The organism is Sphingobium lactosutens DS20 (assembly GCF_000445105.1).
Taxonomy (GTDB): Bacteria; Pseudomonadota; Alphaproteobacteria; order Sphingomonadales; family Sphingomonadaceae; genus Sphingobium; species Sphingobium lactosutens.
The window spans coordinates 2,501-28,094 of record NZ_ATDP01000090.1; the positions used below are offsets into that span (position 1 = coordinate 2,501).

At 63.9% G+C, this 25,594-nt stretch carries 27 protein-coding genes, 1 tRNA gene and 2 rRNA genes (1 of these 30 only partly in view); 19 read left to right on the top strand and 11 right to left on the bottom strand.

Going from position 1 to position 25,594, the window contains the following annotated elements; translation table 11 throughout:
• The 3 genes from RLDS_RS40790 to RLDS_RS40800 all read left to right on the top strand — a co-directional run.
• A 23S ribosomal RNA gene (locus RLDS_RS40790) occupies positions 1-2,388 on the top strand; it begins 409 nt to the left of the window's first position.
• Between the two features lie 150 nt (positions 2,389-2,538).
• Positions 2,539-2,653, top strand: a 5S ribosomal RNA gene (gene rrf / locus RLDS_RS40795).
• Between the two features lie 142 nt (positions 2,654-2,795).
• A tRNA-Met gene (locus RLDS_RS40800) sits at positions 2,796-2,872 on the top strand.
• A 120-nt stretch (positions 2,873-2,992) separates the two neighbouring features.
• On the opposite strand, the gene RLDS_RS40805 is transcribed toward RLDS_RS40800, so the two are convergent.
• A complete protein-coding gene (locus RLDS_RS40805; RefSeq protein ID WP_031298206.1) occupies positions 2,993-3,280 on the bottom strand; it encodes a BolA family protein in 288 nt (95 codons plus the stop codon).
• Between the two features lie 45 nt (positions 3,281-3,325).
• Between RLDS_RS40805 and RLDS_RS40810 the strand changes: the two genes are divergently transcribed.
• The 7 genes from RLDS_RS40810 to RLDS_RS40840 all read left to right on the top strand — a co-directional run bounded on the left by RLDS_RS40810 (position 3,326) and on the right by RLDS_RS40840 (position 9,979).
• Positions 3,326-3,943 (top strand): DnaJ domain-containing protein, encoded by a 618-nt coding sequence (locus tag RLDS_RS40810; protein WP_021226193.1) that lies wholly within the window; start codon positions 3,326-3,328, stop codon positions 3,941-3,943.
• A gap of 65 nt (positions 3,944-4,008) precedes the next feature.
• Positions 4,009-5,301: an Hsp70 family protein gene (locus tag RLDS_RS40815; RefSeq protein WP_031298208.1), complete on the top strand. Its 1,293-nt coding sequence runs from the start codon at positions 4,009-4,011 to the stop codon at positions 5,299-5,301.
• 87 nt (positions 5,302-5,388) lie between these two features.
• Positions 5,389-6,396, top strand: a complete 1,008-nt coding sequence (gene cobS, locus RLDS_RS40820) for a cobaltochelatase subunit CobS (RefSeq protein WP_021226195.1) — start codon at positions 5,389-5,391, stop codon at positions 6,394-6,396.
• Positions 6,397-6,435: 39 nt separating this feature from the next.
• Complete coding sequence (locus tag RLDS_RS40825; protein ID WP_021226196.1) at positions 6,436-6,858, top strand: OsmC family protein; 423 nt, start codon at positions 6,436-6,438, stop codon at positions 6,856-6,858.
• Complete coding sequence (locus tag RLDS_RS40830) at positions 6,855-7,631, top strand: tyrosine-protein phosphatase (RefSeq protein WP_021226197.1); 777 nt, start codon at positions 6,855-6,857, stop codon at positions 7,629-7,631. The genes RLDS_RS40825 and RLDS_RS40830 overlap by 4 nt, the downstream gene beginning before the upstream one ends.
• Positions 7,628-9,454 (top strand): cobaltochelatase subunit CobT, encoded by a 1,827-nt coding sequence (cobT, locus tag RLDS_RS40835; protein ID WP_021226198.1) that lies wholly within the window; start codon positions 7,628-7,630, stop codon positions 9,452-9,454. The genes RLDS_RS40830 and cobT overlap by 4 nt, the downstream gene beginning before the upstream one ends.
• 54 nt (positions 9,455-9,508) lie before the next feature.
• The gene (locus RLDS_RS40840) at positions 9,509-9,979 is read left to right on the top strand and encodes a GreA/GreB family elongation factor (RefSeq protein ID WP_021226199.1); all 471 of its coding nucleotides are present in this window, start codon (positions 9,509-9,511) and stop codon (positions 9,977-9,979) included.
• A 75-nt stretch (positions 9,980-10,054) separates the two neighbouring features.
• On the opposite strand, the gene RLDS_RS40845 is transcribed toward RLDS_RS40840, so the two are convergent.
• The 3 genes from RLDS_RS40845 to RLDS_RS40855 form a co-directional block, all read right to left on the bottom strand.
• The gene (locus tag RLDS_RS40845) at positions 10,055-10,546 is read right to left on the bottom strand and encodes a Dps family protein (RefSeq protein WP_021226200.1); all 492 of its coding nucleotides are present in this window, start codon (positions 10,544-10,546) and stop codon (positions 10,055-10,057) included.
• Between the two features lie 98 nt (positions 10,547-10,644).
• Complete coding sequence (locus RLDS_RS40850) at positions 10,645-11,211, bottom strand: TMEM165/GDT1 family protein (protein ID WP_021226201.1); 567 nt, start codon at positions 11,209-11,211, stop codon at positions 10,645-10,647.
• A 10-nt stretch (positions 11,212-11,221) separates the two neighbouring features.
• Positions 11,222-11,536, bottom strand: a complete 315-nt coding sequence (locus RLDS_RS40855; RefSeq protein WP_031298210.1) for a hypothetical protein — start codon at positions 11,534-11,536, stop codon at positions 11,222-11,224.
• Positions 11,537-11,725: 189 nt separating this feature from the next.
• Between RLDS_RS40855 and rpmG the strand changes: the two genes are divergently transcribed.
• Positions 11,726-11,893 carry a 50S ribosomal protein L33 gene (rpmG, locus tag RLDS_RS40860; RefSeq protein ID WP_021226203.1) on the top strand — a complete coding sequence of 56 codons (168 nt, stop codon included), beginning with the start codon at positions 11,726-11,728 and terminating at the stop codon, positions 11,891-11,893.
• A gap of 183 nt (positions 11,894-12,076) precedes the next feature.
• Here rpmG and RLDS_RS40865 read toward each other — a convergent pair whose 3' ends face one another.
• A complete protein-coding gene (locus tag RLDS_RS40865) occupies positions 12,077-13,939 on the bottom strand; it encodes a PhoX family protein (protein ID WP_021226204.1) in 1,863 nt (620 codons plus the stop codon).
• A 144-nt stretch (positions 13,940-14,083) separates the two neighbouring features.
• Positions 14,084-14,446, bottom strand: coding sequence for a response regulator (locus RLDS_RS40870; protein WP_021226205.1), 363 nt, complete (start codon positions 14,444-14,446; stop codon positions 14,084-14,086).
• 61 nt (positions 14,447-14,507) lie between these two features.
• Here RLDS_RS40870 and RLDS_RS40875 point away from each other — a divergent pair, with 61 nt between their 5' ends.
• The 5 genes from RLDS_RS40875 (at position 14,508) to RLDS_RS40895 (ending at position 17,735) form a co-directional block, all read left to right on the top strand.
• Complete coding sequence (locus tag RLDS_RS40875; protein WP_021226206.1) at positions 14,508-14,795, top strand: DUF3572 family protein; 288 nt, start codon at positions 14,508-14,510, stop codon at positions 14,793-14,795.
• The gene (locus RLDS_RS40880) at positions 14,792-15,445 is read left to right on the top strand and encodes a hypothetical protein (protein ID WP_021226207.1); all 654 of its coding nucleotides are present in this window, start codon (positions 14,792-14,794) and stop codon (positions 15,443-15,445) included. Before RLDS_RS40875 ends, RLDS_RS40880 begins: the two co-directional genes overlap by 4 nt.
• Positions 15,442-15,903 (top strand): RidA family protein, encoded by a 462-nt coding sequence (locus RLDS_RS40885; RefSeq protein ID WP_021226208.1) that lies wholly within the window; start codon positions 15,442-15,444, stop codon positions 15,901-15,903. Before RLDS_RS40880 ends, RLDS_RS40885 begins: the two co-directional genes overlap by 4 nt.
• Positions 15,904-15,973: 70 nt before the next feature.
• Positions 15,974-16,609 carry a glycerophosphodiester phosphodiesterase family protein gene (locus RLDS_RS40890; protein ID WP_031298212.1) on the top strand — a complete coding sequence of 212 codons (636 nt, stop codon included), beginning with the start codon at positions 15,974-15,976 and terminating at the stop codon, positions 16,607-16,609.
• Complete coding sequence (locus RLDS_RS40895; protein ID WP_021226210.1) at positions 16,602-17,735, top strand: GNAT family N-acetyltransferase; 1,134 nt, start codon at positions 16,602-16,604, stop codon at positions 17,733-17,735. Before RLDS_RS40890 ends, RLDS_RS40895 begins: the two co-directional genes overlap by 8 nt.
• A 4-nt stretch (positions 17,736-17,739) precedes the next feature.
• Here the strand turns inward: RLDS_RS40895 and RLDS_RS40900 are convergent, their stop codons facing one another.
• Positions 17,740-18,036, bottom strand: a complete 297-nt coding sequence (locus RLDS_RS40900) for a hypothetical protein (RefSeq protein WP_021226211.1) — start codon at positions 18,034-18,036, stop codon at positions 17,740-17,742.
• Positions 18,037-18,226: 190 nt separating this feature from the next.
• On the opposite strand from RLDS_RS40900, the gene RLDS_RS40905 reads away from it, so the two are divergent.
• Positions 18,227-19,477 (top strand): multidrug effflux MFS transporter, encoded by a 1,251-nt coding sequence (locus RLDS_RS40905; RefSeq protein ID WP_031298214.1) that lies wholly within the window; start codon positions 18,227-18,229, stop codon positions 19,475-19,477.
• A gap of 58 nt (positions 19,478-19,535) precedes the next feature.
• Here the strand turns inward: RLDS_RS40905 and RLDS_RS40910 are convergent, their stop codons facing one another.
• Positions 19,536-21,116 (bottom strand): amino acid permease, encoded by a 1,581-nt coding sequence (locus RLDS_RS40910; protein ID WP_021226213.1) that lies wholly within the window; start codon positions 21,114-21,116, stop codon positions 19,536-19,538.
• Positions 21,117-21,249: 133 nt separating this feature from the next.
• Here RLDS_RS40910 and pgeF point away from each other — a divergent pair, with 133 nt between their 5' ends.
• Positions 21,250-22,011, top strand: coding sequence for a peptidoglycan editing factor PgeF (gene pgeF, locus RLDS_RS40915; protein WP_021226214.1), 762 nt, complete (start codon positions 21,250-21,252; stop codon positions 22,009-22,011).
• Positions 22,012-22,018: 7 nt separating this feature from the next.
• Here the strand turns inward: pgeF and RLDS_RS40920 are convergent, their stop codons facing one another.
• The 3 genes from RLDS_RS40920 to hemC are packed head-to-tail and all read right to left on the bottom strand — an operon-like array spanning position 22,019 to position 24,509.
• Positions 22,019-22,906 (bottom strand): hypothetical protein, encoded by an 888-nt coding sequence (locus RLDS_RS40920; RefSeq protein ID WP_021226215.1) that lies wholly within the window; start codon positions 22,904-22,906, stop codon positions 22,019-22,021.
• On the bottom strand, positions 22,903-23,586 hold the full coding sequence (locus tag RLDS_RS40925) for a uroporphyrinogen-III synthase (RefSeq protein WP_021226216.1): 684 nt from the start codon (positions 23,584-23,586) through the stop codon (positions 22,903-22,905). The genes RLDS_RS40920 and RLDS_RS40925 overlap by 4 nt, the downstream gene beginning before the upstream one ends.
• Positions 23,583-24,509, bottom strand: a complete 927-nt coding sequence (gene hemC, locus RLDS_RS40930) for a hydroxymethylbilane synthase (protein WP_021226217.1) — start codon at positions 24,507-24,509, stop codon at positions 23,583-23,585. Before hemC ends, RLDS_RS40925 begins: the two co-directional genes overlap by 4 nt.
• A gap of 44 nt (positions 24,510-24,553) precedes the next feature.
• On the opposite strand from hemC, the gene tsaD reads away from it, so the two are divergent.
• The gene (gene tsaD / locus RLDS_RS40935) at positions 24,554-25,588 is read left to right on the top strand and encodes a tRNA (adenosine(37)-N6)-threonylcarbamoyltransferase complex transferase subunit TsaD (RefSeq protein ID WP_021226218.1); all 1,035 of its coding nucleotides are present in this window, start codon (positions 24,554-24,556) and stop codon (positions 25,586-25,588) included.
• Positions 25,589-25,594: the final 6 nt, after the last annotated feature.

Here is a 25,594-nt window from a genome sequence, read left to right on the forward strand (position 1 = left end):
CGGAGCACGTGAAACTCTGTCTGAACATGGGGGGACCACCCTCCAAGCCTAAATACTCGTACATGACCGATAGCGAACCAGTACCGTGAGGGAAAGGTGAAAAGCACCCCGATGAGGGGAGTGAAACAGTACCTGAAACCGGATGCCTACAAGCAGTTGGAGGGCTCTTGAAGCCTGACAGCGTACCTCTTGCATAATGGGTCTGTGACTTAGTGTATCATGCAAGCTTAAGCCGTTAGGTGTAGGCGCAGCGAAAGCGAGTCTGAATAGGGCGACATGAGTATGATGCATTAGACCCGAAACCCGGCGATCTAGGCATGACCAGGCTGAAGGTGCGGTAACACGCACTGGAGGGCCGAACCGTTTAATGTTGAAAAATTATCGGATGAGTTGTGTTTAGGGGTGAAAGGCCAATCAAGCCGGGAAATAGCTGGTTCTCCGCGAAATCTATTGAGGTAGAGCGTCGGATGATTGCCGTTGGGGGTAGAGCACTGGATGGATGCGGGGGTCGCGAGATCTACCAATTCTAACCAAACTCCGAATACCAACGAGTCTAGTCCGGCAGACAGACGGCGGGTGCTAAGGTCCGTCGTCAAAAGGGAAACAGCCCTAACCTACAGCTAAGGTCCCCAAGTCACGTCTAAGTGGGAAAGCATGTGGGATTTCCAAAACAACCAGGAGGTTGGCTTAGAAGCAGCCATCCTTTAAAGAAAGCGTAACAGCTCACTGGTCTAAACAAGAGATCCTGCGGCGAAGATGTAACGGGGCTCAAGACGTGCACCGAAGCTTAGGGTTCAGTCCTTTGGACTGAGCAGTAGCGGAGCGTTCCGTAGGCCGTTGAAGCGGGAGGGTAACCGACCGTGGAGGTATCGGAAGTGCGAATGCAGACATGAGTAGCGATTAAGAGGGTGAGATGCCCTCTCGCCGAAATTCCAAGGGTTCCTGCTTAAAGCTAATCTGAGCAGGGTAAGCCGGCCCCTAAGACGAGCCCGAAGGGGGTAGTCGATGGGAACCACGTTAATATTCGTGGGCCTGGTGGTGTGTGACGGATGGTGTAACTTGTCAGGGCTTATTGGATTGCTCCTGGCAGGGAAATTGTCCCAGGAAATAGCCCCACCGTATAGACCGTACCCTAAACCGACACAGGTGGAATGGTAGAGTATACCAAGGCGTTTGAGAGAAGTATCCTGAAGGAACTCGGCAAATTGCCTCCGTACCTTCGGAAGAAGGAGGCCCCATCTTAAGGCAACTTTTGATGGGGGGCACAGGCCAGGGGGTAGCGACTGTTTAGCAAAAACACAGGGCTCTGCTAAGTCGGCTTCAAGACGACGTATAGGGCCTGACGCCTGCCCGGTGCCTGAAGGTTAAGAGGAGGAGTGCAAGCTCTGAATTGAAGCCCAGGTAAACGGCGGCCGTAACTATAACGGTCCTAAGGTAGCGAAATTCCTTGTCGGGTAAGTTCCGACCTGCACGAATGGCGTAACGACTTCCCCACTGTCTCCAGGATATGCTCAGCGAAATTGAATTCTCCGTGAAGATGCGGAGTACCCGCGGTTAGACGGAAAGACCCCGTGCACCTTTACTGCAGCTTCAGAGTGGCATTAGGAAAGAACTGTGTAGCATAGGTGGGAGGCTTTGAAGCGATGACGCCAGTTGTCGTGGAGCCATAGGTGAAATACCACCCTGTTGTTTTCTGATGTCTAACCTCGCACCGTCATCCGGTGCAGGGACCCTCTGTGGCGGGTAGTTTGACTGGGGCGGTCGCCTCCTAAAGAGTAACGGAGGCGCGCGATGGTGGGCTCAGGACGGTTGGAAACCGTCTGTTAGAGTGCAATGGCATAAGCCCGCCTGACTGCGAGACTGACAAGTCGAGCAGAGACGAAAGTCGGTCATAGTGATCCGGTGGTCCCTCGTGGAAGGGCCATCGCTCAACGGATAAAAGGTACGCCGGGGATAACAGGCTGATGATTCCCAAGAGCTCATATCGACGGAATCGTTTGGCACCTCGATGTCGGCTCATCACATCCTGGGGCTGGAGCAGGTCCCAAGGGTTTGGCTGTTCGCCAATTAAAGTGGTACGTGAGCTGGGTTCAGAACGTCGCGAGACAGTTTGGTCCCTATCTGCCGTGGGCGTCGAAATTTGAGAGGAGTTGACCCTAGTACGAGAGGACCGGGTTGAACATGCCTCTGGTGTACCTGTCGTCGTGCCAACGGCGCAGCAGGGTAGCTATGCATGGACGGGATAACCGCTGAAAGCATCTAAGCGGGAAGCCTCCCTCAAGATAAGATTTCATCGAGCCGTGATAGACCATCACGTTGATAGGCCGGATGTGGAAGTGCGGTAACGCATGGAGCTAACCGGTCCTAATTGCTCTGTTCGCGCTTGAAACGGTTCACACGAACCGTAGAGCCCCACCATCAACGACAGTCCTGATACACTGTCCTTGCCATGGTGGTCAGAAACATAAGCCAGATACAAGATTACCCACATGCACGGGCATCGATTAAACCCAAATCCAAACAGCGCCAGCTCCATTGCTTGGTGACCATAGCGTCAGTGACCCACCCGATCCCATCCCGAACTCGGCCGTGAAACCTGACTGCGCCGATGGTACTGTGGCTCAAGCCCCGGAAGAGTAGGGCGTCGCCAGGCATTGAAGCTCGCGCTTACGGATAAAACCCATTCACTTTGTGTGTTGGCCTCAGGCGCCGGCGGCCATATCCCCGGCCTTGGCCTTAGCGCCAATAAGGCGGAGACGCCGTCTCCGGTTCCTGTCCAACAAACCCTATGGTGACGCGGGGTGGAGCAGTCCGGTAGCTCGTCAGGCTCATAACCTGAAGGTCACAGGTTCAAATCCTGTCCCCGCAACCAATATCAATCACAACGATAGCCGCCAACGCCCACCGCTTGCGGCTTTCCTGCGTCTACGGCCCGCGACTGTCGCCCATGAGCGACGCGCCACGCGCAGCGGCCGCTCCTGCTGCGGTTGCGTCAGGCTTCGCCAGGCGCCCGCGCCTTGATCGCCAGGGCATGCACCTTGTCACGCAGCAAGTCGGCCAGCGCCGCGTTCACCATGCGCTGGCGCGCCACCCGGCTCTGGCCTGTGAAGCGATCCGCTACGATCTCCACCGTGAAATGGCTTTCGCCTGAGCCGTCGTGGCCGGCATGGCCGCGATGCTTCTCGCTATCGTCAATCACGGCGAGTTGAACGGGTGACAGGGCGGCGCGCAGCCGCGCGTCGATTTCGGTGGCGATCGGGCCTTTGAGGTCTGTGGTCATGCTCCCTATATAGGTCGCTTTGTCAGTCATGCCATCAGGACCGTCTTGAGTAGCGAGCCCTTTTCCAGTCGTCGTTTCAATCGATTTCATGGCCGCGTGGAAAGCGGCCGTCCCTGCGCCGTGGAAGGCTGCGCCGAACCGGGCGAATTTCGCGCACCTGCGCCGGAAGGGCAGCGTTCGGGTCATGATGGACCGCAATGGCGGTGGCTATGCCTGGATCATGTCCGCGCCTTCAACCAAGGCTATAATTTCTTCAGCGGAATGAGCGCGGAGGAAATTGCCGCTGCCCAGCGACCCTATGCCGGGTGGGAGCGGGAAACGCGCGCCTTTTCCAGCAACGCGACCAGTCCACCGCCGCGCTGGGCCGATTTTGCCGATCCGCTCGATGCCATCGGCGCGCGGTTCAAGGAACGCGTCGCCAAGGCGCGGGCCGACAGCCAGATGCGGCAGGACGGGCAATTTCTGTCGCAAGAGGACCGGCGGCAAATGGCGGTGATGGACCTGCCCATCGATGCCGACCGCAAGGCGTTGCGCACGCGCTATACCGAACTGCTGCGCCGCTATCACCCCGATCATAATGGCGGCGACCGCAGCCATGAGAGTGCCTTGCAAGCGGTGATCGCTGCCTATGGCCATTTGCGCAAGGCAACGGTGTTCAGCTGAGGCTTGCGTGGCGGCGGGGCCGCTGCCATAGCCCCCGACCCTTTCTATCATGGCGGAGTATGATGATGCAGCAGGTGCCGCGCGCGCTGGGCCTGGATTTCGGCACGACCAACAGTGTCGTCGCGCTGGCCGCACAGGGAGAGTCGCACCTGGTAAACTTTGCCGGCGCGCGCGCGACGGGCGCGGTATTCCGATCCGCGCTCTGCTTCTGGCATGATGAGGACGCGAAGGGCGGTCTGGCGCATGAAGCCGGGCCATGGGCGATCGCGGAATATATGGATTATCCCGAGGACAGCCGCTTCCTGCAATCCTTCAAGTCGGTCGCGGCCAGCCCGATTTTCGAGAGCGCGAGCGTGTTTGAAAAACGCTTCCGGTTCGAGGAACTGGGCCAGATGTTCCTGGCGCGCATGATCGCCCATGCCGGCGGCACGATCGATGCCCGGCCCGATCGGATCATCGTTGGTCGACCGGTGGAATATGCCGGATCGCGGCCCGATGAAGCGCTGGCCCGGCGGCGCTATGATGCGATGTTCGCGGGGTTCGGCAGCGAAATATATTATGTGCATGAGCCGCTGGGCGCAGCGTTCAGCTATGCCAGCCGCCTCGATCGCGCGGCAACGATATTGGTGGCGGACTTTGGCGGCGGCACAAGCGACTTTTCGATCGTCCGGGTGGAGGCGCCGGGCGCAGAGCGGCGCGCGACGCCGTTGGGATCGACCGGCATCGGCATTGCCGGCGACCGGTTCGATTACCGCATCCTCGATCATCTGGTGCTGCCGATGCTGGGCAAGGGCGGGGGCTATCGCAGTTTCGGCAAGACGCTGGAGATACCGCGCAGCTATTTCGCGGATTTCGCCGACTGGTCGCGGCTGGCGCTGATGCGCAATCGGCGCACCATGGAGGAACTCGCACGGTTGCAAAAGGCGGCAGACGATCCGGTGGCGATCGGGCGGATGATGACGGTGATCGAGAAGGAGCTGGGCTATCCGCTCTATGATGCGGTCGGCGCCCTCAAACGTGCCCTGTCCTCGCAGGAGACAGCCACATTCCGCTTTTCCGGCGGCGGGCTGGAGATTGAGGAACAGGTGTCGCGTGCGCAGTTCGAGACATGGATCGCCCCCGATATTAAGCGGATCGAGGCGATGGTGGACGCGGCGCTGAAGAAGGCTAATGTCGCGCCGGACGCCATCGACCGCGTGTTCCTGACCGGCGGATCGTCGCTGATCCCGGCGATCCGCCGCATCTTTGCCACGCGGTTTGGCGAGGCGCGGCTGGCGACCGGCGGGGAACTGACATCGATCGCCCATGGTTTGGCCTTGATCGGGGAGGAAGCCAATTTGGCCCAATGGGCTGCTTGATCGGCGGCGGCCGAGGCCCCACTCTATCGACATGCCCTTTGCCTATGGGTTAGGGCGGACGTGACTCGCAGAAAGATGATGTGCCCGATGACCGACATTTCCAACGTCCAGCCCGACACGCGATCCGAAACGCTGATGGAAGCGCCTGACCGCGAAGTGGATGCACGCGAGATATTCGGCATCGACGTCGACATGAAAATCCCGGCGTTCAGTCAGGCGGACGAACGCGTGCCGGACCTGGACCCGGCCTATGTGTTCGATCCCGACACCACGCTCGCGATCCTGGCGGGCTTTGCCTATAATCGGCGCGTCATGGTGCAGGGCTATCATGGCACCGGCAAGTCGAGCCATATCGAGCAGGTCGCCGCGCGCCTGAAATGGCCGTGCATCCGCATCAACCTCGACGCGCATATCAGCCGCATCGACCTGGTCGGGCGCGACGCCATCGTGCTCAAGGACGGGCAGCAGGTGACGGAATTTCGCGAAGGGCTGCTTCCCTGGTCTTTGCAGCGTCCGGTTGCTTTGGTATTCGACGAATATGATGCGGGCCGGCCCGACGTCATGTTCGTGATCCAGCGCGTGCTGGAAACCGACGGCAAGATGACCCTGCTGGACCAGAATCGCGTGATCCGGCCCAACCCGCATTTCCGCCTGTTCGCGACCGCTAATACGGTCGGCCTGGGCGATACGACGGGCCTCTATCACGGCACGCAACAGATCAATCAGGGTCAGATGGACCGCTGGAACCTGGTGGTGGCGTTGAACTATCTGCCCGCCGCGACCGAAGCGCAGGTGGTGCTGGCCAAGTCGGGCGAATATGATCATGAAGGCGGCCGCAAGGAAGTGGAGGCGATGATCAAGGTCGCCGAACTGACGCGGCAGGGCTTCATCAACGGCGATATCTCGACCGTCATGTCGCCGCGCACCGTCATCAGCTGGGCGCAGAATGCGCTGATCTTCAAGAATGTCGGCTTCGCCTTCCGCCTGTCCTTCCTCAACAAGTGCGACGAGGCGGAACGAGCGCTGGTCGCCGAATATTATCAGCGCGTGTTCGGCAAGGACCTGCCGGAAAGCGTCGCGAGCCGGGCGAACTGATCCTTCGCCCCGGCCCTCATGGGATCGGGAGAGCATGGCATGATCGTCGTCGAGAGAATCGATCCCCAGGGCGGGACCGCGCACCGGATTCACATTCGCGGGCATGAGATCGTCGCGGATATGTCCGCGCCCGATGGCCATGATGCCGGGCCGGACCCGCACGACCTCTATGATGCGGCGCTGGGCGCATGCAAGGCGATGACGATGCTCTGGTATGCGCAGCGTAACGACATTCCGGTGGAGGATATCCATGTCGGGGTGGTGCGCGACAATAGCCAGGAACGCCAAGGCGTCTACAAGCTGACGACGCGCATAGCCGTTACCGGGCCGATGAGCGACGAGCAGCATGACAGGCTGATCGCGGTCGCTGCCAAATGCCCGCTGCACAAGCTGATGGCGGAGGTGGAAACGCAGATTGAGACGATCGCCGTGCCGCGGGTCGGTGATCCGGAGGGCGCGTGACCGCTGCGGCTGCCCTGACCGCGCTGCCGCTGGCCAGCGCCTTTAACCTGCGGGATTTTGGCGGTCATCGCACGCGCGACGGGCGACAGGTGCGCACCGGCATGCTGTATCGGTCCGGCACGATGGCGCTGCTGACCGACGCGGACGCCGATACGCTGCGCGCGCTTGGCATCCAGGCCATTTGCGATTTTCGTCGGCCGAGCGAGCGGGTGGAGGAACCCACAAGCTGGCACGGAGACGAGGTCGATTATTTTTGCCGCGATTATAGCGAGCATAGCGGCGTGCTGAGCGAAATATTGCGGTCCGACAGGGCGACGCCCGCCGACATGCATGACGCGATGGTGCGGGTCTATTGCGCGATTGCGACCGACCATGCAGACGCCTATCGCGCGATGTTCGGGCAAATGCTGTCTGGCCGCCTGCCTATCCTCATCAATTGCGCGGCGGGCAAGGACCGGACGGGCGTGGGCGCTGTGCTGATCCTGTGGACGCTGGGCGTGCCGCGTGAGGCGATCGTGACCGATTATCTGGCGACCAACGACCATGCCGACTGGACATGGCGGCTGGCGCAAACAGAGTCGCGATTGACCCGTGCGCTGCGCGAGCGGGCCGACGTCGTGGCACCGATATTGCGGGCGGATGCCGCCTATCTCGAGGCGCTGTTCGATACGCTGGATCACCAGCATGGCGGGATCGACGTCTATCTGGCGCAGGTGCTGGGCGTCGATGCCGACGCTCGCGCTGTGTTGCAGGACGCGTTGCTGACATCATGACCGAACGGTCCCCACTCGACGCCTTCAAGGATGTGTTGTCGGGCGTGGCCCGGTCGATCGCGCGCGACCTGGAGGTCGAGGTCGGCTTTACCGCCGATACGCCCCACGCGGTTGGCAAGGCGATCAAGGTGCCGACGCCCGCGCGCGCCCTGCCCGCCGATCAGGTGGCGCTGGCACGGGGGTTTGCCGACGCGTCGGCGCTCAAGCTGCGCTATCATGACGCGAAGGTGCATGCGTCCTCCGCGCCCGGCGAAACGGTGGCGCGGGCGGTGTTCGATGCCGTCGAACAGGCGCGAGTCGAGGCGATCGGGTCGCGATCCATGGCGGGGGTGCGCGCCAATTTGAACGAGGCGCTTACGCTGCGACTGAAGTCGGACGCGATCCGCCGGGCGCGCTCGGCCGACGAGGTGCCGCTGTCGACCGCGCTGGCGCTCAAAGTGCGCGAACGGCTGACCGGACAGGCGATCCCCAAGGATGCCGCGCCCGGTGTCGCCATGGTCGACCAGTGGATCGAGGACAAGGCGGGGGCGGACCTTGATTCGCTGATGCTGGCGATCGACGACCAGCGCGCTTTCCAGTCGCTGACGACCGCGATGCTGGAGCATCTGCAACTGATCGACGCCGATGTGCCGCCCGATACCGAAGAACCGGAATCGGACGAGGATGGCGAGGATCAGGAGGACGAGCAGGAAGAAGGCGAATCCGGCGAGGAGGAGTCGGGCGACAGCGACATGAACGCCGAAGCGCGCGCCGAGGATCAGGGCGGCGAGAGCGAGGAGGGCGAGAGCGACTATAGCGACGATTTCGACGCCGACAGCGACGAAGGGGCCGACGATATGGGTGAAGAGGGCATGATGCCCGTGCGCCCGAATCGACCCATGTCCGACATGCCGCCGGGGTTCGACTATCAGGCCTATACGACCAAATTCGATGAGGTCGTCGCGCCCGAAGATTTGTGTGACGATGATGAACTGGGCCGCTTGCGCGGTTTTCTGGATCAGCAACTGGTGAGTTTGCAGGGCGCGGTGACGAAGCTCGCCAACCGGTTGCAGCGCCGGTTAATGGCGCAGCAATCGCGTAGCTGGGATTTCGATCAGGAGGAAGGGCTGCTGGACGCGGCGCGGCTGGCGCGGATCGTGATCGATCCGACCCGGTCGCTATCCTACAAGATCGAGCGCGACATGGAGTTTCGCGACACGGTCGTCACGCTGCTGATAGACAATTCTGGGTCGATGCGCGGGCGGCCGATCAGCATTGCCGCGATCAGCGCCGACATCATGGCCCGCACGCTGGAGCGGTGCGGCGTCAAGACCGAGATATTGGGTTTCACCACCCGTGCCTGGAAGGGCGGTCAGGCGCGCGAGGACTGGCTGGCCGCCGGTCGGCCGCCAATGCCGGGTCGGTTGAACGACCTGCGCCACATCGTCTACAAGAAGGCGGACGATCCCTGGCGGCGGGCGCGCAAGAATCTGGGCCTGATGATGCGCGAAGGGCTGCTGAAGGAAAATATCGACGGCGAGGCGCTGCTGTGGGCGCACGGCCGCTTGATCGCGCGGCCCGAGGAACGGCGCATTCTGATGGTGATTTCCGATGGCGCGCCGGTCGACGACAGCACCCTGTCGGTCAACAGCGGCACCTATCTGGAGCGGCATTTGCGGCAGGTGATCGACTGGATCGAGAACCGGTCGCCGGTGCAACTGGTGGCGATCGGCATCGGCCATGACGTTACCCGCTATTATCGCCGCGCCGTCACCATCATGGACGCCGAACAATTGGGCGGGACGATGGTGGAACAACTCGCTGGGCTGTTCGACGAGGATTGAGCAGCCATTTGCGGGCTGTCCTTCCAGTCTGACCTATAACTATTGGAGAGGCCGATGAGTGTCGCCTTCCGTCGTGAGAGCGACGATGAACATAAGGAACCCACGTTCGAAATCCCGATTCCGCCCGGTCCCAACTGGGTCACGGCGCGCGGAATGCGGCTGACGCGGGAAAAGGTCGCGGAACTGGAAGCCGTGGACAGCGGGTCGATGGACGAGGAGGCGGCCAAGAAGCACAAGCGGGAATTGCGCTACTGGCGCACCCGGCTGGCGACGGCCCAGCAGCAACCTGTGCCCGATGGTGAGGCCGTCGCCTTCGGATCGACCGTGACCTATCGCCAGAACGGGCAGGACAAAAGCGTCATCCTTGTCGGCGATGACGAGGCCGATCCCCATGACGGGCGGATCAGCTTCTCATCCCCGGTCGCGCGCGCGATGATGGACGCGGAAGTCGGCGAGAAGGTCGATTTCGCGGGCAAGGCGGAGGCGATCGAGATTATCGGTATCACGGTTGTTGAAGAGGCGTGATCCGCCAGTCGCCATTATGAAAAAAGGCCCGCCGGATGGATTCGGCGGGCCTTTTTATGATGAGGGGCAGGGGCGTTATGCGCCACGTGCGGCTTCGAACAGGAACCAGGCGCGCTCTTCGGCCTGATCGGTCCAATCATCGACAATGCCTTCGGTCGCGTTGTCGCCGGCTTGGGTCGCGGCCTCCTTCACTGCGCGGAAGCTTTCGACCAGCGCGAGATTGTCGTCGCGCAATTCCTTGAGCATGTCGGACGCATTGACAAAATCGGCGTCATTGTCCTTCACCGTCTGGTGGCGGGCGATGTCGCCGATCGAGCGCAGCGTCGTGTTGCCGGTCTTGCGCACGCGCTCGGCAATCGCGTCGGTGGTGCCCAGAATTTGGGCGGCCTGCTCATCGAACATCAGATGATAGTCGCGGAAATGGGGGCCGGACACATGCCAGTGGAAATTCTTGGTCTTGAGATACAGGGCATAGCTGTCGGCCAGCGCGGCGTTCAGCGCCTGCGCCACGGACTTGGTTTCATTGCTTTTAAGGTCGGTCGGGGTCTTGAGATCGGCAGCGGTCATGCGAAATCCTCCTGTTGAGAATTGGTTTCGCACATATAATGATCCTGCCCGCACTTGGTGCCATTTTTTCTGGCGATCAGCCTGAACGATATTGTCGATCAGAGCAGGCCGGTCGCCGTCAGCGCCAGTCCCGCGCCGATCAGCAGCAACAGGCCGCCGCCGGACATGCGAATGGCGCGCACCGGGACCATGGTCAGCAATTGCGCGCGCAGCAGCACGACCGGCACCAGCGCGACGATGACGCCGATTGCGCCGCCAATCCCCGCCAGCCATGGTTCGGCGGTGCGGGTGGCGATGCCCAGGATCAGGAATTGCGGGCCGTCGCCGAACCCCAGGATGAACAGGCCAAGCGCGGTGGTCAGGAACGGCCCGGTCGGCCAGCCATCCAATGTGTCGGGTGGCGACACGCGCCAGAGCAGCCCGACGCCCAGGAACAGCGCGGCAAGTGCCAGGAACAGCAGCCGGGCGTCGACCCCCAGCATCGGGCCGATCCACGCGCCGGCAGTGGCGGAAATGGCGGCATTGGCGATGGCGGCGGCGACGATGCCGGCGATCACCGCGCCATTGCGGTTATAGCGGGCGGCGAGCGCGAGCACGAGCAACTGGCTCTTGTCGCCGATTTCCCCCAGCAGGCAGCCGAGCAGGGCAGTCAGGAGGGCGTCCATGGCGTGCGCGTCAGGCGCGCAGGGGCGCGAGGGCGGAGCCGAGGGGGGCGGGCATGATTGACGGCAAGGCATGCGCGCCGATGGCGTCGCGCATCCGGTCGAGATAGGAAAGGACGACAGGGCCAAGGCCGTGGAGCGACAGCGCGCTTTCCAGCGTGCTCGCGAGACCTTCGACCTCATCGAGGTGAAAGGCGCGGGCGATATGGCGGATCTGGTCGACTTCGTCGTGCAGACGCAGCGCCGACACATGACCACGTTCGCCCGCCAGGCTGTCGACGCGGCGCATGAGGTCCGCCTGGATCGCCATCATCGGGTCATGCCGCATCATCATTTCTCCCGTCCCTGTAAGGCTGGCAGTCTAGCGGCATGACCGTTAAAGCCGCGTAAAGCCTTCGGCGTCACAGGCCGCGGCCTTGACAGCGGGCCGAATCTGGCCCATGGGCGACCGCTGAAACGGGGCGGTCCGAGCGGGCCGCTTTTCTTTTTACGCATTTTACGACCAGGGAATAGGGCCATGGCCAAGCCGGCAACCGTCAAGATCCGTCTCGTCAGCTCGGCTGACACTGGCTTCTTCTATGTGACGAAGAAGAACCCGCGCACCAAGACCGAGAAGCTGAGCTTCCGCAAATATGACCCGGTCGCGCGCAAGCATGTCGAGTTCAAGGAAGCCAAGATCAAGTAAACGGCGGCGGACCGAAATGGTCCGCGTGCCTGACCCGAAGGGTTTTCCGACGCCAAAGGCCCGTCCCGACCAGGGAGCGGGCCTTTTGCCGTTTTCATACGGGTTAACCCTGCGAAATCCTAGAACAGGAAAGGGGCGCTCCCTTGCGGCAACGCCCCTTCCCATCATGCCATTCGTGCCGGCTTAATTGCCGATCGGCGTCGCGTCAGTGCGGCGCACGACGATGGTCGAGGAGCGCGGCTCCTTGCCATCGACCGGCCAGTTTCCGGTCGGATGCTGGATGTTGATGAAGAAGTTGGTGAGGTCGGGCGTATAGGCGATGCCGGTGATTTCGCAGCCCTCCGGCCCGACCAGGAAGCGCTTGGATTCCTTGGACGTCTGGTCGATGTAGAACATCGCGTTGTGACCAAAGACATCCTCGATGCTGGTGTCGGGCTTGCCTGACGTGCCGGGGATCGAATGGTCGGTCTGGACCCACAGGCGGCCCTTGGGATCGATGCGGATGCCATCGGGGCTGGAGAAGGTGTCGCCGTTGATGTCGCCTTCCAGCTTGTCGCCAAAGCCCGCCAGTTCCGGATCGCCCGCCAGCAGGAAGATTTCCCAGCTGAACGTGGTGGCGAGCGGCGAATTACCTTCTTCCTTGAACTTGATGATGTGGCCGTGGCGGTTCTTTGTGCGCGGATTGGCCGCATCGGCGGTCGCACGGCTGCTGTTGTTGGTCAGCGTCACGAAGACGGCGCTGTTGTCGGGCGCGACCGTGATCCATTCCGGGCGGTCCATGACGGTGCCGCCGGCAACGCGCGCGGCCGAAATGGTGTTGATCAGCACCTGCGCCTGGTTGGTGAAATCCACCATCGTGGGTTCAGGCGGCGTGGTGAACTGGCTGACATTGCCCGGATCGGACGCGCCGGCGGTCAGGCCGTTCTGGCCCTGGACCAGCGCGCGCCATTCGCCGGTGCCATCGCCATTGAAGCGCGCGACATAGAGCGTGCCATGGTCGAGCATGTCGGTGTTCGCCGCGCGGTTGCTGCTGCTATAGGCGCGGTCGCACACGAATTTATAGATGCAGCCCGGCGTCCCGTCATGCCCCATGTAGAAGGCGACGCGGCTGTTGCTGTCGGCCATATAGGCGACATTTTCATGGTCGAAACGGCCGAGCGCGGTGCGCTTGGTGGGAGCGGCCAGTTCCTGATAGGGGTCGATTTCGACCACCCAGCCGTAATTTTCCTCCGGCTGTGTAGGATCAAGATAATTGTCCGTCGTTTCCTCGCAGGTGAGGTAGGTGCCCCAGGGGGTGCGGCCCGATGAGCAATTGTTGAGCATGCCCTTGATGGTGCCAGAAAGCAGGCCGGACGCGGGGCCGCTGGCCTTGTAGCTGCTGTTGCCGGTGTAGCGTTTGTTATATTTGGAATCGGCCTTCACCGACCAGCTGCCGTCGGACGCCTTGGCGACTTCGACCACGCCGATGCCGACGGCCGACAGGGCCAGCGCCTTCTGCGCGGCGGTCGCCGTATCGGCGTCATAATCGCCATCCATCAGGATGTTGAAATCGGGATATTCGAAATTGATCGCGAGCAGGCCGCCGCTGTTGGCATCGGTGCCTGACAGTTCGAAATATGCCATGCCGTCATGATTGCCGCCCGCCCATTTTTCGGCCTGATCGGGGGTGGGGTAGGCGTCGGCATAGGCGGTGCCGGCCTCGATCGAATCGCCGGCCTTCAGCAGCACCTGCACGGTGTAGCCGGTCGGCACGGTGACGGTGTCGTTCATATTGGCGGCGACCGACGCGAACGTGATGCCGTAGCTGGGGGTGGGCGTCGGGGTCGGCGTCGGCGTGGGGGTCGGGCTGCTGCTGTCGTCATCATCGTCGCAGGCGGCGAGCGCACCGAGCATCGGCAGGATCGACAGGCCCAACAGGCCGTTTTTCAGGACAGTGCGGCGCGCCGGATTGGCGGCGACGATGGCTTCCAGGCTATTGTCGCCCATATCGATGGTCGGCTGCGCGGCGCGGGTGCGCGCCCGCGCTTCGTCGGTCAGATGAGACATGAATCTACCCCTGTGGTGCAGGCTGTCGGCGAAAGGCCGCGCCATGGCGCTACGGGTTGGCAGAGCGGAATGACGGCAGGGCTTCTGAACGAAGTCGTTGAAATGAAAGCTGCGTGACGGCCCGGTGACAGGCCGCAGGCGGACCTAGAGCAGCGCGTTCACCTGCTCGACGAAGCGCAGCACCGATATCGGCTTGGACACATAGGCGTTCGCGCCCGCGCCGCGAATACGCTCCTCATCGCCATGTCCCGCATAGGCGGTGACGGCCATGATCGGCACATGCGACAGGCGCGCGTCGGCCTTCAGCGAGAGGATGAGGTCATAGCCGCTGACATGGGGCAGGTGAATGTCGGTAATGACAAGGTCGGGCAGGAACGCGCCCGCTTCGCGCAACACGTCGCGCCCGTCGCGCAGCGGCAGCACCTCATGCCCATGCGCGCGCAGCAGATCGCAAAAAAGTTTGAGATTAAGTTCGTTGTCCTCGACAACGAGCACGCGCTTTGCCACCAGTCACTCGCAATCACCTGTGAAGCGCGCCCCGCCCGCTTCCCCGCCAGAAGGCCCTATCATGCGACCCGACAGCCCGAATCGCAAGCCGGATGACGCGCAGGACCCGGCCATGCTGGCGCTTTTGGCGCTGGGCTGGATATTGGCGGATGGCGCGCGGGCGGACCGGTTGCTGGCGCTCACGGGCATGGATGCCGATACGCTGCGGGCGGGGATAGGCGACCAGCGCGTGCTGGCCGCCGTGCTGGGCTTCCTGGCCGATCATGAGCCTGATCTTGTGGGTTGCGCGCAGGCGATCGATGCCAGCCCGACCGCATTGATCGCGGCGCAGGAGAAATTGACCCGATGACCCGTCCCCTCATCATCACCGACTGCGACGAAGTGCTGCTGCACATGGTCGCGCCCTTCCGCCATTGGCTGGACGAGACGCATGACGTGCATTTCGACATGCATGATCGCAGCTTTACCGAGGCGCTGCGCCACAAGGATAGTGGCGAGCCGCTGGAGCGCGAGCTGGTCTGGCAGCTGCTGGTCGGCTTTTTCGACACCGAAATGCACCGGCAGGCGCCGATAGCCGGGGCGGTCGAGGCGATGCTGCGCCTGTCGCGCGTCGCCGATATCGAAGTGCTGACCAATATCGGCGAGCGCCACCATCAGCAGCGGATCGCGCAATTGGCGGCTTTGGGTCTGCATTTTCCCGTCCACTGGAATCAGGGGGGCAAGGGCCGGCCGCTCGCCGCCATTGTCGCTGACCGCCAGCCAAGCGCCGCGCTGTTTATCGACGATCTGGCCGAACATCATCATTCGGTCGCGACGCACGCGCCCGGCGTATGGCGGCTGCATATGGTGGGTGAGGCGGATATCGCCGCCGGCGTTCCCGCCGCGCCCTATGCCCATGCGCGGATCGACGACTGGGCGGCGGCCGAGGCCTGGATCATGCAGAGGCTGGCGCAGGGGCCGGCCCCCACCGATAGCGTTACAACAGGAGCCATGTCATGAGCATCGACGCCCGCCTTGCCGAACTCGGCATCACCTTGCCCCAGGCCGCGGCGCCAGTCGCCGCCTATGTTCCGGCCGTTGAGGCCAATGGCCTGCTGCACATCAGCGGCCAGATCGCGCTGGCGCCCGATGGCCTGATGACCGGACGGCTGGGCGAGGACCGCGACCTGGACTATGGCGTCGCCGCCGCGCGGGTCTGCGGCCTCAACCTCATCGCGCAGATGAAGGCGGCGCTGGGTTCGCTCGACCGGGTGGAACGGATCGTCAAGCTGGGTGCCTTCATCAGCAGCGCACCCGATTTCACCGACCAGCCCAAGGTCGCCAATGGCGCATCGGAATTGATGGTCGACGTGTTCGGCGATGCGGGCAAACATGCGCGCAGCGCCGTGGGCGTGCCCGTCCTGCCACTGGGCGCAGTCGTGGAAATCGACGCGATCGTCCTTGTCCGGCCGGCTTGATACGAATTTCCTGACGGCCCGCCCCTTCGCCCATCGCGGGTGGCATGGGGACGGCGCGAGTGAGAATGGCATGGCGGCGTTCCGGGCCGCCATCGCCGCCGGCCATGGCATAGAATGCGATGTGCGGATGAGCCGGGACGGCGTCGCCTATGTCTTTCATGACAGCGACCTTCATCGGATGGCGGGACGGCAGGGGGCGATCGCGGATCAGGATGCCGCGCAGCTGGATAGGGCGCGCTTGCCCGATGGCGGCGCCGTTCCGCGCCTGTCGGACGTGCTGGCGCTGTGTCGCGGGATGACGCCGCTGCTGGTCGAGATCAAAACCGACGGGCGGCCTGTCGCCGGGGTCGCGACGGCGGTTGCGCGGGATTTGGACGCATGGCCGGATGCACCGGTGGCGATCATGGCGTTCAACCCGCTGGTGCTGCGCTGGTTCGCGGGTCATCGACCGCGACAGGTCCGGGGGCTGGTGGTCAGTCAGCAGAATAAGGGGCCGATGCGGGGATGGGTCGAGCGCACCCTTGCACTTTGGCTGGGCAGACCCGATTTTCTGGCCTGTGACATTCGCGATCTGCCTTCCCCCTTTGCCGAACGGGCGCGCCGCCGAGGCATGCCCGTGCTGAGCTGGACGGTGCGCAGCCCGGCCGATCAGGCGCGCGCGGCGCGTCACGCCGATCAGATCATCCATGAGCTTGGCCATGGATGAAGTCGTTGCGCGTGTCGCGAACGGTGTCGGCGAATTGCCGCAGGACCAATGGGACGCCTGCGCCGGGACGGATAATCCGTTTGTCAGCTGGCATTTCCTCCACGCGCTGGAACGGTCCGGCAGTGTCGGGGGAGCGAGTGGCTGGCAACCCTTGCCACTGGTGATCGACGATGCCGATGGACAAATTGTCGCTGCCGTACCGCTCTATGCCAAGAGCCACAGCCAGGGCGAATATGTGTTCGATCATGGCTGGGCCGACGCGTGGGAGCGGGCGGGCGGCCGCTATTACCCCAAGATCCAGATCGCCGCGCCCTTTTCGCCCGTGCCCGGCCCGCGCCTGCTGCTGCGCGAGGGAGCGATGGCGCCGGCCCTTATCGCCGGGATCGAGACGCTGGTCGAACGAAACGGCCTGTCGTCGGCGCACGCAACCTTCGTTGCGCCCGAGCAGGTGCCTCTGTTCGAGGCGGCGGGCTGGCTGATCCGGGAGGATAGCCAGTTTCACTGGACCAATCGCGGCTATCGCAGTTTCGACGATTTCCTAGCCGACCTGTCGAGCGAGAAGCGCAAGAATATCCGAAAGGAGCGTCGCCGCGCGGTGGAAGGGCTGGATATCATCCACCTGACCGGCGGCGACCTGAGCGAAGTGCATTGGGATATATTCTGGCAATTTTATCAGGATACCGGCGCGCGCAAATGGGGGCGCCCCTATCTGACCCGGGATTTCTTCTCGATCCTGGGCGAGACGATGGCCGACAAGGTGTTGCTGATGCTGGCGCTGCGCGCAGGAAAGCCGATTGCCGGCGCGCTCAACCTGATCGGCGGCGATGCGCTATATGGCCGCTATTGGGGCTGCGTCGAGGACGTGCCCAATCTGCATTTCGAACTCTGCTATTATCAGGCGATCGACGTCGCCATTGCGCGCGGGTTGCGCAAGGTCGAGGCCGGGGCGCAGGGCGGGCACAAGCTCGCGCGCGGTTACGCGCCCGAGCCGACATGGTCGGCCCATTATATTCCCAATGCCGGCTTCCGGCGCGCGGTGGCGGGATTTCTGGAGGCCGAGCGGGAAGAGGTGCGGCGCGACCGGCAATGGCTGGCGCAGCGGACTCCGTTTCGGAAAGAAGATTAGCGCATCAAGCTGCGCGGGCTTGGTGCGATGCGATGAGGGCGCGGGCCTGACGCTGCGCTTCGGCGATCTGGCGTGCAGTCATTTCTTCCGCGATTTCGGCGCGCATCGACTGACCTTCCTCGCTGCCGCGCAGAGCCGCTAGATTGAACCATTTATGCGCTTCGACAAGGTCGATGGGCAGATCACCGGTGCCGCAGCTATAGGCGACGCCAAGATCAAGACAGTCTTCGGCCGATCCATAGGCCGCCCGCGACATGCGGGCTTCCATCAGAAATTGCGCGCTCTTGAAACTGTTACCCATGAAACCAATCCCCTGTCATCTCGCTAAAGCAAAGTTTCGACCCTTTGGTATGTGCGTTGGACGCACCATGACGGGGCAGTCGATAAAAAATGGTTAACAGGATATTTGCTATATTAATCCCGCCGCCGGGGCGTGACCGCCTATGCCTTTTGGGGTGGCGCGGCCGGTGCTTAATCCCCATAGCCTGCGCATGAGTTTGCACCCTCCATCATCGCCGCCCCGGGACATTCATTTTCGGGAATTTGTACTGCTGTGCGCGTGCCTGATGGCGATGAATGCCTTGTCGATCGACCCGATGTTGCCGGCGCTGCCCACGATCGGACGCGACCTCGCCATTCCGCAGCCCAATGACCGGCAATTGATCATCAGTGTCTATTTCATGGGGCTGGGGATCGGATCGCTGCTGTTCGGTGTCCTGTCGGATCGATTTGGCCGCAAGGTCGTGCTGGGCAGCGCGATGGCGATGTTCATTGCGTCATCCGTCCTATGCGCCAGTGCGCAAAGCTTCGCCATGATGCTGGTGGGCCGGGGTTGTGCGGGCTTCTTTGCCGGCGCCAGCCGGGTCATTACGGTCGGCATCATTCGCGACCGGTTCCGCGGCGACGCGATGGCGCGGGTCATGTCGTTGATCTTTGCCGTCTTCATGCTGATCCCCGTGATCGCGCCCAGCTTCGGCCAAGCGATATTATGGGTGGCGCCGTGGCGATGGATCTTCTGGGTGCTGGTGATATTGGCCAGCATGATCCTCATCTGGATGCTGGTGCGGATGCCTGAGACGCTGGCGGTGGAAAATCGGATGCGTATCACAGCGCGTGGCCTGCTTGCGACCATTGGCGTGGTCCTGCGCACGCGCAGTTCGATCGGCTATATGCTGGCGAGCGGAGTCGTGATGGGCGGCCTCATCGGCTTCATCCTGTCGATCCAGCAGATTTTCTTTGATGTGTTCGATGCGGCGAGGATCTTCCCGATCGGCTTTGCGACCATTGCCGGGTTCATGGGTATCGGCAGCCTGATCAACAGCCGCCTGGTGCAACGCTTTGGCGCGCGCCGCATGAGCCAGACCGCGCTGATCGCCTTCAGCCTGATCGCCGCGGTCCATATGGGCGTGATCCTGATGGGATGGGAAACGCTGGTGACATTCATGATGCTTCAGTCGCTCACCATGCTGACGGTGGCCTTCACCGCCGCCAATTTCAGCGCGATTTCGATGGAGCCTTTTCACAAGGGGGCGGGTGTCGCCTCATCCTTTCAGGCATTTTTGACGACCGCCGTTTCGGCAACACTGGGAAGCCTGGTGGGCCGGGCGTTCGATGGCACGACCTTGCCCTTCACGACGGGGCTTCTGGTGTTTGGAATCCTGTCTTTCCTGATCGTTGTGTGGGCGGAGCGGGGGAAGCTGTTTACCCGCCCCAATCTGGCGGCGCTGCGCGACCCCTGTTGAACCGGTAGGGCGTAAGTAAACGAAAACGGGGCGGTTTCCCGCCCCGTTTCACTTTGGATCAGGCGTCCTTCCCGCCCGGCGTCGGCGCGCCCGGCAGCGGCGGCACGGGCTGAGGCGGGACGGCGGCGTCATCCTCCGCCACGTCGACGATGCCCCGACCCACATGGCTGCGGTTCCGGCTATAGGCAAAATAGACGATGAGGCCGACCGTGGCCCAGGCCACGAACATCAGCTTGGTGTCGCTGCCCAGGCTCCAGAACAGATACATGCAGCCGATGATGGCGATTGGCGCCGTGACCATGATGGCCGGCGTGCGGAACGGGCGCTTGCGCGTCGGATCGGTCCGGCGCAGCACGATCACCGCGATCGACACGGCGGCAAAGGCGAAGAGCGTGCCCGAATTGGAGATGTCCGCCAGGATGCCGACCGGGAAGAAGGCGGCGAACAGCGCGACGAAGATGCCGGTCAGGATGGTGATGACATGCGGCGTCTTGTAGACCGGATGCACTTTCGAGAAAAAGTCGGGCAGCAGGCCGTCGCGGCTCATGACGAAGAAGATGCGGGTCTGGCCGAACATCATCATCAGGATGACCGAGGGCAGCGCCAGGCCGGCGGCGAGGCCGAGCAGATTGCCGATCTGGGGCCAGCCGATTTCGCGCAGGGTCCAGGCCAGCGCTTCCTTCGAGCAGGTGACAGCTTCCGTCCCGGCCTTCGCCAGCGCGGCGCACTGCGCGGACAATTCGGTGGAGCCGGGCGCCAGCGCGATGCCGCCCTGCGCGATCGGGATATTGCCGGCCGTGACGGGCTGCGCGCCCACCGTGCCGATGACGCCGGCGGCGACCAGCATGTAGAAGATGGTGCAGATGGCGAGCGAACCGATGAGGCCGATCGGCATGTTGCGCTGAGGGTTCTTGGTTTCTTCCGCCGCCGTCGACACGGCGTCGAAGCCGACATAGGCGAAGAAGATCGAGGCAGCCGCCGCGGAAATGCCGGCAAAGCCCAAGGGCGCGAAGGGCGAGAAGCCGTCCATGTTCATGACCGGTACCGACAATATGATGAACAGCGTCAGCGCCGCCACCTTGATGGCGACCAGCACGGCGTTGACGGTCGCGCTTTCCTTGGTCCCGATGACGAGCAGCCAGGTGACGAGCGCGGCGATCAGCATGGCAGGCAGGTTGACGACGCCGCCATCATAGGGGCCGCGCGTCAGGAAATTGGGTATGTCCATGTGGAACGTATGTTCGATAAGGCCGACGACATAGCCCGACCAGCCCACCGACACGGCGCCGGCCGCGACCGCATATTCCAGGATCAGCGCCCAGCCGACCATCCAGGCGATCAGTTCCCCCATCACCGCATAGCTGTAGGTATAGGCGGAGCCCGACACCGGGACCATCGCGGCCATTTCAGCATAGCAGAGCGCCGCCACGGCGCAGACGAAGCCGGCGATGACGAAGGAGAGCATCATGCCCGGTCCCGCCTTTTGCGCGGCTTCGGCGGTCAGCACGAAAATGCCCGTGCCGATGACCGCGCCGATGCCCAGCATGGTGAGCTGGAACGCACCCAGCGATCGATGCAGTGATTTCTTTTCCGCTGTCGCCAATATGGCGTCGAGAGGCTTTACGCGCCCGAATATCATGAAGACCTCTATTCCCTTAGCCCGGCACGCCACCGGACGCACCCCTTTTGCTTATGGGGAGGGCAGACTATCGCCTAATCCGCTGCGCGCAAGTATGTTGCGCGGTCATGACATGAAAGGGACAAGGGTCGCCATGGTTGAACTGGTAAAGGCGCATTTGCTGGACGCCGTGCCGCACGGCTTTGCCGGCCGGCGCGGGGGCGTGTCTCAAGGGCTATATGCTGGTCTGAATGTCGGGCTGGGATCGGACGATGACCGCGACGCGATTTTCCGCAACCGGGACCTGGCGCGCGACGCCGTCCTGCCGGGCGCGGCGCTGGTCACGGTGCGGCAGGTGCATTCGGCGCGCGTCGAGACGGTGACGGCGCCTTTTGCCATGGACGCCCGGCCGGAGGCGGACGCGATCGTTACCGACCGGCCGGGATTGCTGCTGGGCATATTGACCGCGGACTGCGTGCCGGTGCTGTTCGCCGATACGGCGGCAGGCGTGGTGGGGGCGGCTCATGCAGGGTGGAAGGGCGCGATTGGCGGCGTTACCGACGCGACGCTGGCGGCGATGGAGGCGCTGGGCGCAGCGCGATCGCGGATCGTCGCGGCGATCGGCCCCTGCATCGGCCGCGCATCCTACGAGGTGACGGAGGATTTCGCGCGACGGTTCGAGGAGGAGGATGCAGACAATGCGCGCTTCTTTTCCGCAGGACGGCCAGGGCATCTGCAATTCGACATTGGCGGCTATGTCGCGGCACGACTGGCCGGAGCGGGCGTCGAGCGGGTCGCGGTGCTGGACGAGGATACCTATAGCCAGCCCGAGCGCTTCTTCAGCTATCGCCGCGCCTGTCACCGGGGCGAGCCGGGCTATGGGCGGCAGATGTCGATGATCGGACTGCCGGGCTGAAGCCGGATCAGGGCGCGAGCGGGGAGGTTTGCGCGACGGGCGCGCCTTCGCTGCTGCGCAAGGTTCGCGGCTCCAGGATCGCCGCCGTTTCGATGAGGTCGAGCGCGCGGCGCGCCTCCATGTAGCGGCGGGCCATCTGCACCCATTTTTCCGCGACCGACCGGCCGGGCATATGTTCGACCTGCGCCAGCGCCGCGCTGACCCGGCCGCCGTCGAGATAGCGCATGGCGCGATCATAGGCGGCTTCGGGCCGGGGCGAGGGGGCATCGGCCTTGCGGATGGTGACAAGCTCGCGCGCTTCATGTTCCAGCGCGTCCCACCAGCTGGCGCTGGCCGGCGGCTTGACCAGCGCGTCGCCGATATTGGCAAGGCCCGCGCGCAGATCGGCAAGCGTCACCGGCTCGCGCGCCGCGTTGATGATGGTGGCGACGGCGCGTGGCTGGGCCTGACCGAAGCGTAGCCGCAACTGCCCCTCAATATAGCCAAGCGGTCCGCCATTATCGAGCGCGCGCCGCGCGGCGAAGGCGACCAGCAGCCCTTCTGCGCGGGCGGCGTTGGCGGATGCGGCCTGCGCTTCCACGGTGATGCGGGTCAGCCTTTCTTCGAGCTGCACGACGCGCCCATCCAGCACCTGCGCCGTATCGGCGGAAAGCGGGCGCGGGGTGGCGGCCGGCCGATTGGCGCGGGGCGTAGGCGTGGCGGTTTTCTGGATTTGCGTGCGCCCCCAGCGGGCCTGGATCTGCGGCCAGGCCCAGACCGTCAGGCCGACACCCAGGGCAAAGCCGAGCAGGGTGAGGATCAACAGCGGCAAAAGGCTGCGCCGCCGCGCGGGCGCAGGCGGAACCGTGCCTGCATCCATGCTGTCGCCATCCATGCTGACCCGTTCGTCCGTCATTGCTGCTGTCCTTCGCACAAAGCGCGGGCAAGAGCCAGCATCTCGTCATCATCGGGGCGCGGCGGGCAGGCGGCGCTGGCCCAGCCATCGCCACAGGCGGCGAGCGCCGTGGGGCTGATCGCGATCAGGTGCAGCGCGGCGCGCCGGGATTGCGGCATCTGCGCGCCCAGTTGCTCGCCCGCGCGCGGCGAGTGAACCAAAAGGATCGCGCCCGGCGTCGCTGCCGCAATTAGCGCCGGATCGGGCGGAAGCGCGGCCATGTGATAGACGGCGATGCGGGTGATGGCGAGCGGGCCGGCGTCGATCGGCGCGACGGTCGTGCCGGCAAGATGGAGCACGCGGCGATGCCCGTCCCGCGCGATCCGCGCGGCGATGGCGCTGCCATCCCTGTCGCCGGTTATCACTGCGTTCCAGCCCGCCGCATGCAGCGCGGCGGCGGTCGCCTGGCCCACGGCATAGGTTGGCAGCGCGCGATACGCCTTCAGCGCGGGGCCGGCGCAGCGCGCGCCATTGGCGCTGGTCAGCAGCAGCGCGTCGAAATCCTGCGCCAGGGGCGCAGACCAGTCTAGCATTTCGGGCGCGAACAGCGGATGCACCACAGGCGACAGGCCAAGCCGCCGCGCCTTCTCCGCCGTGCGATCCGCGCCGGGCTGCGGCCGCAGGATGAGGAGTGGCCTCACGCTTCGAACAGGGCGCGCAGGGCCGGGCTGGCGCGGTCGAGCAGCGCGCGGCCCAGGGCTTCGCCCGCATCCAGGTCGCCGCGTGCCAGGCGCAGGCTCTCACTGACCGTTTCCTGCCCGTCAGGGCTTATGATTTCGGCGCGTATCGTGACATCGTCGCCATCGACCAGCGCGAGCGCGGCGATGGGCGAATGGCAGGTACCGCCCAGGCCCCGCAGCACCGCGCGCTCCATCATCACGGCATCGAACGTGTCGCGATGATTGATCGCAGCCACAGCGTCGATCACAGGCGCATTGCCGGCCAATATCTCGATACCCACCGCGCCCTGCGACGGGGCGGGCAGCATCGTGTCGACCGGAATGATCGTGCCGACATCCCCCTGGTCCAGCCGATCCAGCCCGGCCGCCGCCAGCAAGGTTGCATGCACCTCCCCCGCCGCGAGCTTCGCCAGCCGCGTCGCGACATTGCCCCGGAACAGCGTGATGGTGGCGTCGGGACGCAGCCGTTTGACCTGGGCGCCGCGCCGCGGCGAACTGGTGCCGACGATCGGGTTGGGGGGCAAGGCGTCGAAACTGGCCGCGCCTATCAGCTTGTCGCGCGGGTCGGCGCGCGGCAGCATCGCGGCGATATGGAATATGTCGTGCCGGACGGTTTCTACATCCTTCATGCTGTGGACGGACAGATCGGTTTCGCCGGCAACCAGCGCCCGGTCCAGTTCCTTGGTCCAGAGCGCCTTGCCCCCGATGTCCGCCAGCGCCCGGTCCTGAATGCGGTCGCCGCTAGTCTGGACGGTGACGATCTCGATCGCGTCCGCGCTCCAGCCATGCGCGGCGATCAACGCCTGCGCGGTCATGCGCGCCTGCGCCAGGGCGAGCGGCGATCCCCTGGTGCCCAGGCGCAACGGTCGATCGGTGAAAAGCATATCCGGCTTGCTCTAATGACCAGCGGCATTAGATGGAAGCGGCAATGACCATCATTCTCGGCCTGGAATCGAGCTGCGATGAAACCGCGGCCGCGTTGGTGAGCGCCGACGGGCAGATTCTCGCGCATCGCCTGGCGACCCAGGAGGAGGTGCATCGCCCCTATGGCGGCGTCGTGCCCGAAATCGCCGCCCGCGCCCATGTCGAGGCGCTCAGCCCCCTGATCGAAGCGGCGCTGGCCGACGCGAAGATGAGCCTGAACGACGTGGACGTGATCGCCGCGACTGCTGGGCCAGGCCTGATCGGCGGCGTCATGGTCGGCCTTGTCACCGGCAAGGCGCTGGCCCATGCGGCGGGCAAGCCGCTGGTCGCGGTCAATCATCTGGAGGGCCATGCGCTTTCGCCCCGACTGGCCGACCGGACGCTGCAATTTCCCTATCTGCTGCTGCTGGTGTCGGGCGGCCATTGCCAGTTGCTCAAGGTCAAGGGGCCGGGCGACTATGCGCGGCTTGCCACGACGATCGACGACGCGGCGGGGGAGGCCTTCGACAAGACGGCTAAGCTGCTGGGCCTTGGCTATCCGGGCGGGCCGCTGGTGGAAAAGGCAGCGGCAGGGGGCAATCCCAACGCCGTCCCCCTGCCCCGGCCGCTGGTTGGCACGGCGGAACCGCATTTTTCCTTCGCGGGCCTCAAAAGCGCGGTGATGCGGGCGGTTCAGTCCGGCCACTATGCGACCGAAGATATCGCGGCATCGTTCCAGCAGGCCGTGATCGACTGTCTGGTTGACCGGACGCGCCGGGCGCTGGGCGGCAGCGCTAGCGTCACCGCGCTGGTCGTTGCGGGCGGGGTGGCGGCAAACCAGCCGATCCGCACCGCTCTTGAACGACTGGCCGCCGATCATGACCTGCCCTTCGTCGCGCCGCCGCTGTGGCTGTGCACCGACAATGCGGCGATGATCGCCTGGGCGGGCGCGGAGCGCTACGCCGCTGGGCTGGTCGACGATCTGAGCGTTCCCGCACGGCCGCGCTGGCCGCTCGACCCGGCGGCCGAAAAAGCGCGCGGCGCCGGTGTCAAGGCATGAGGGGCG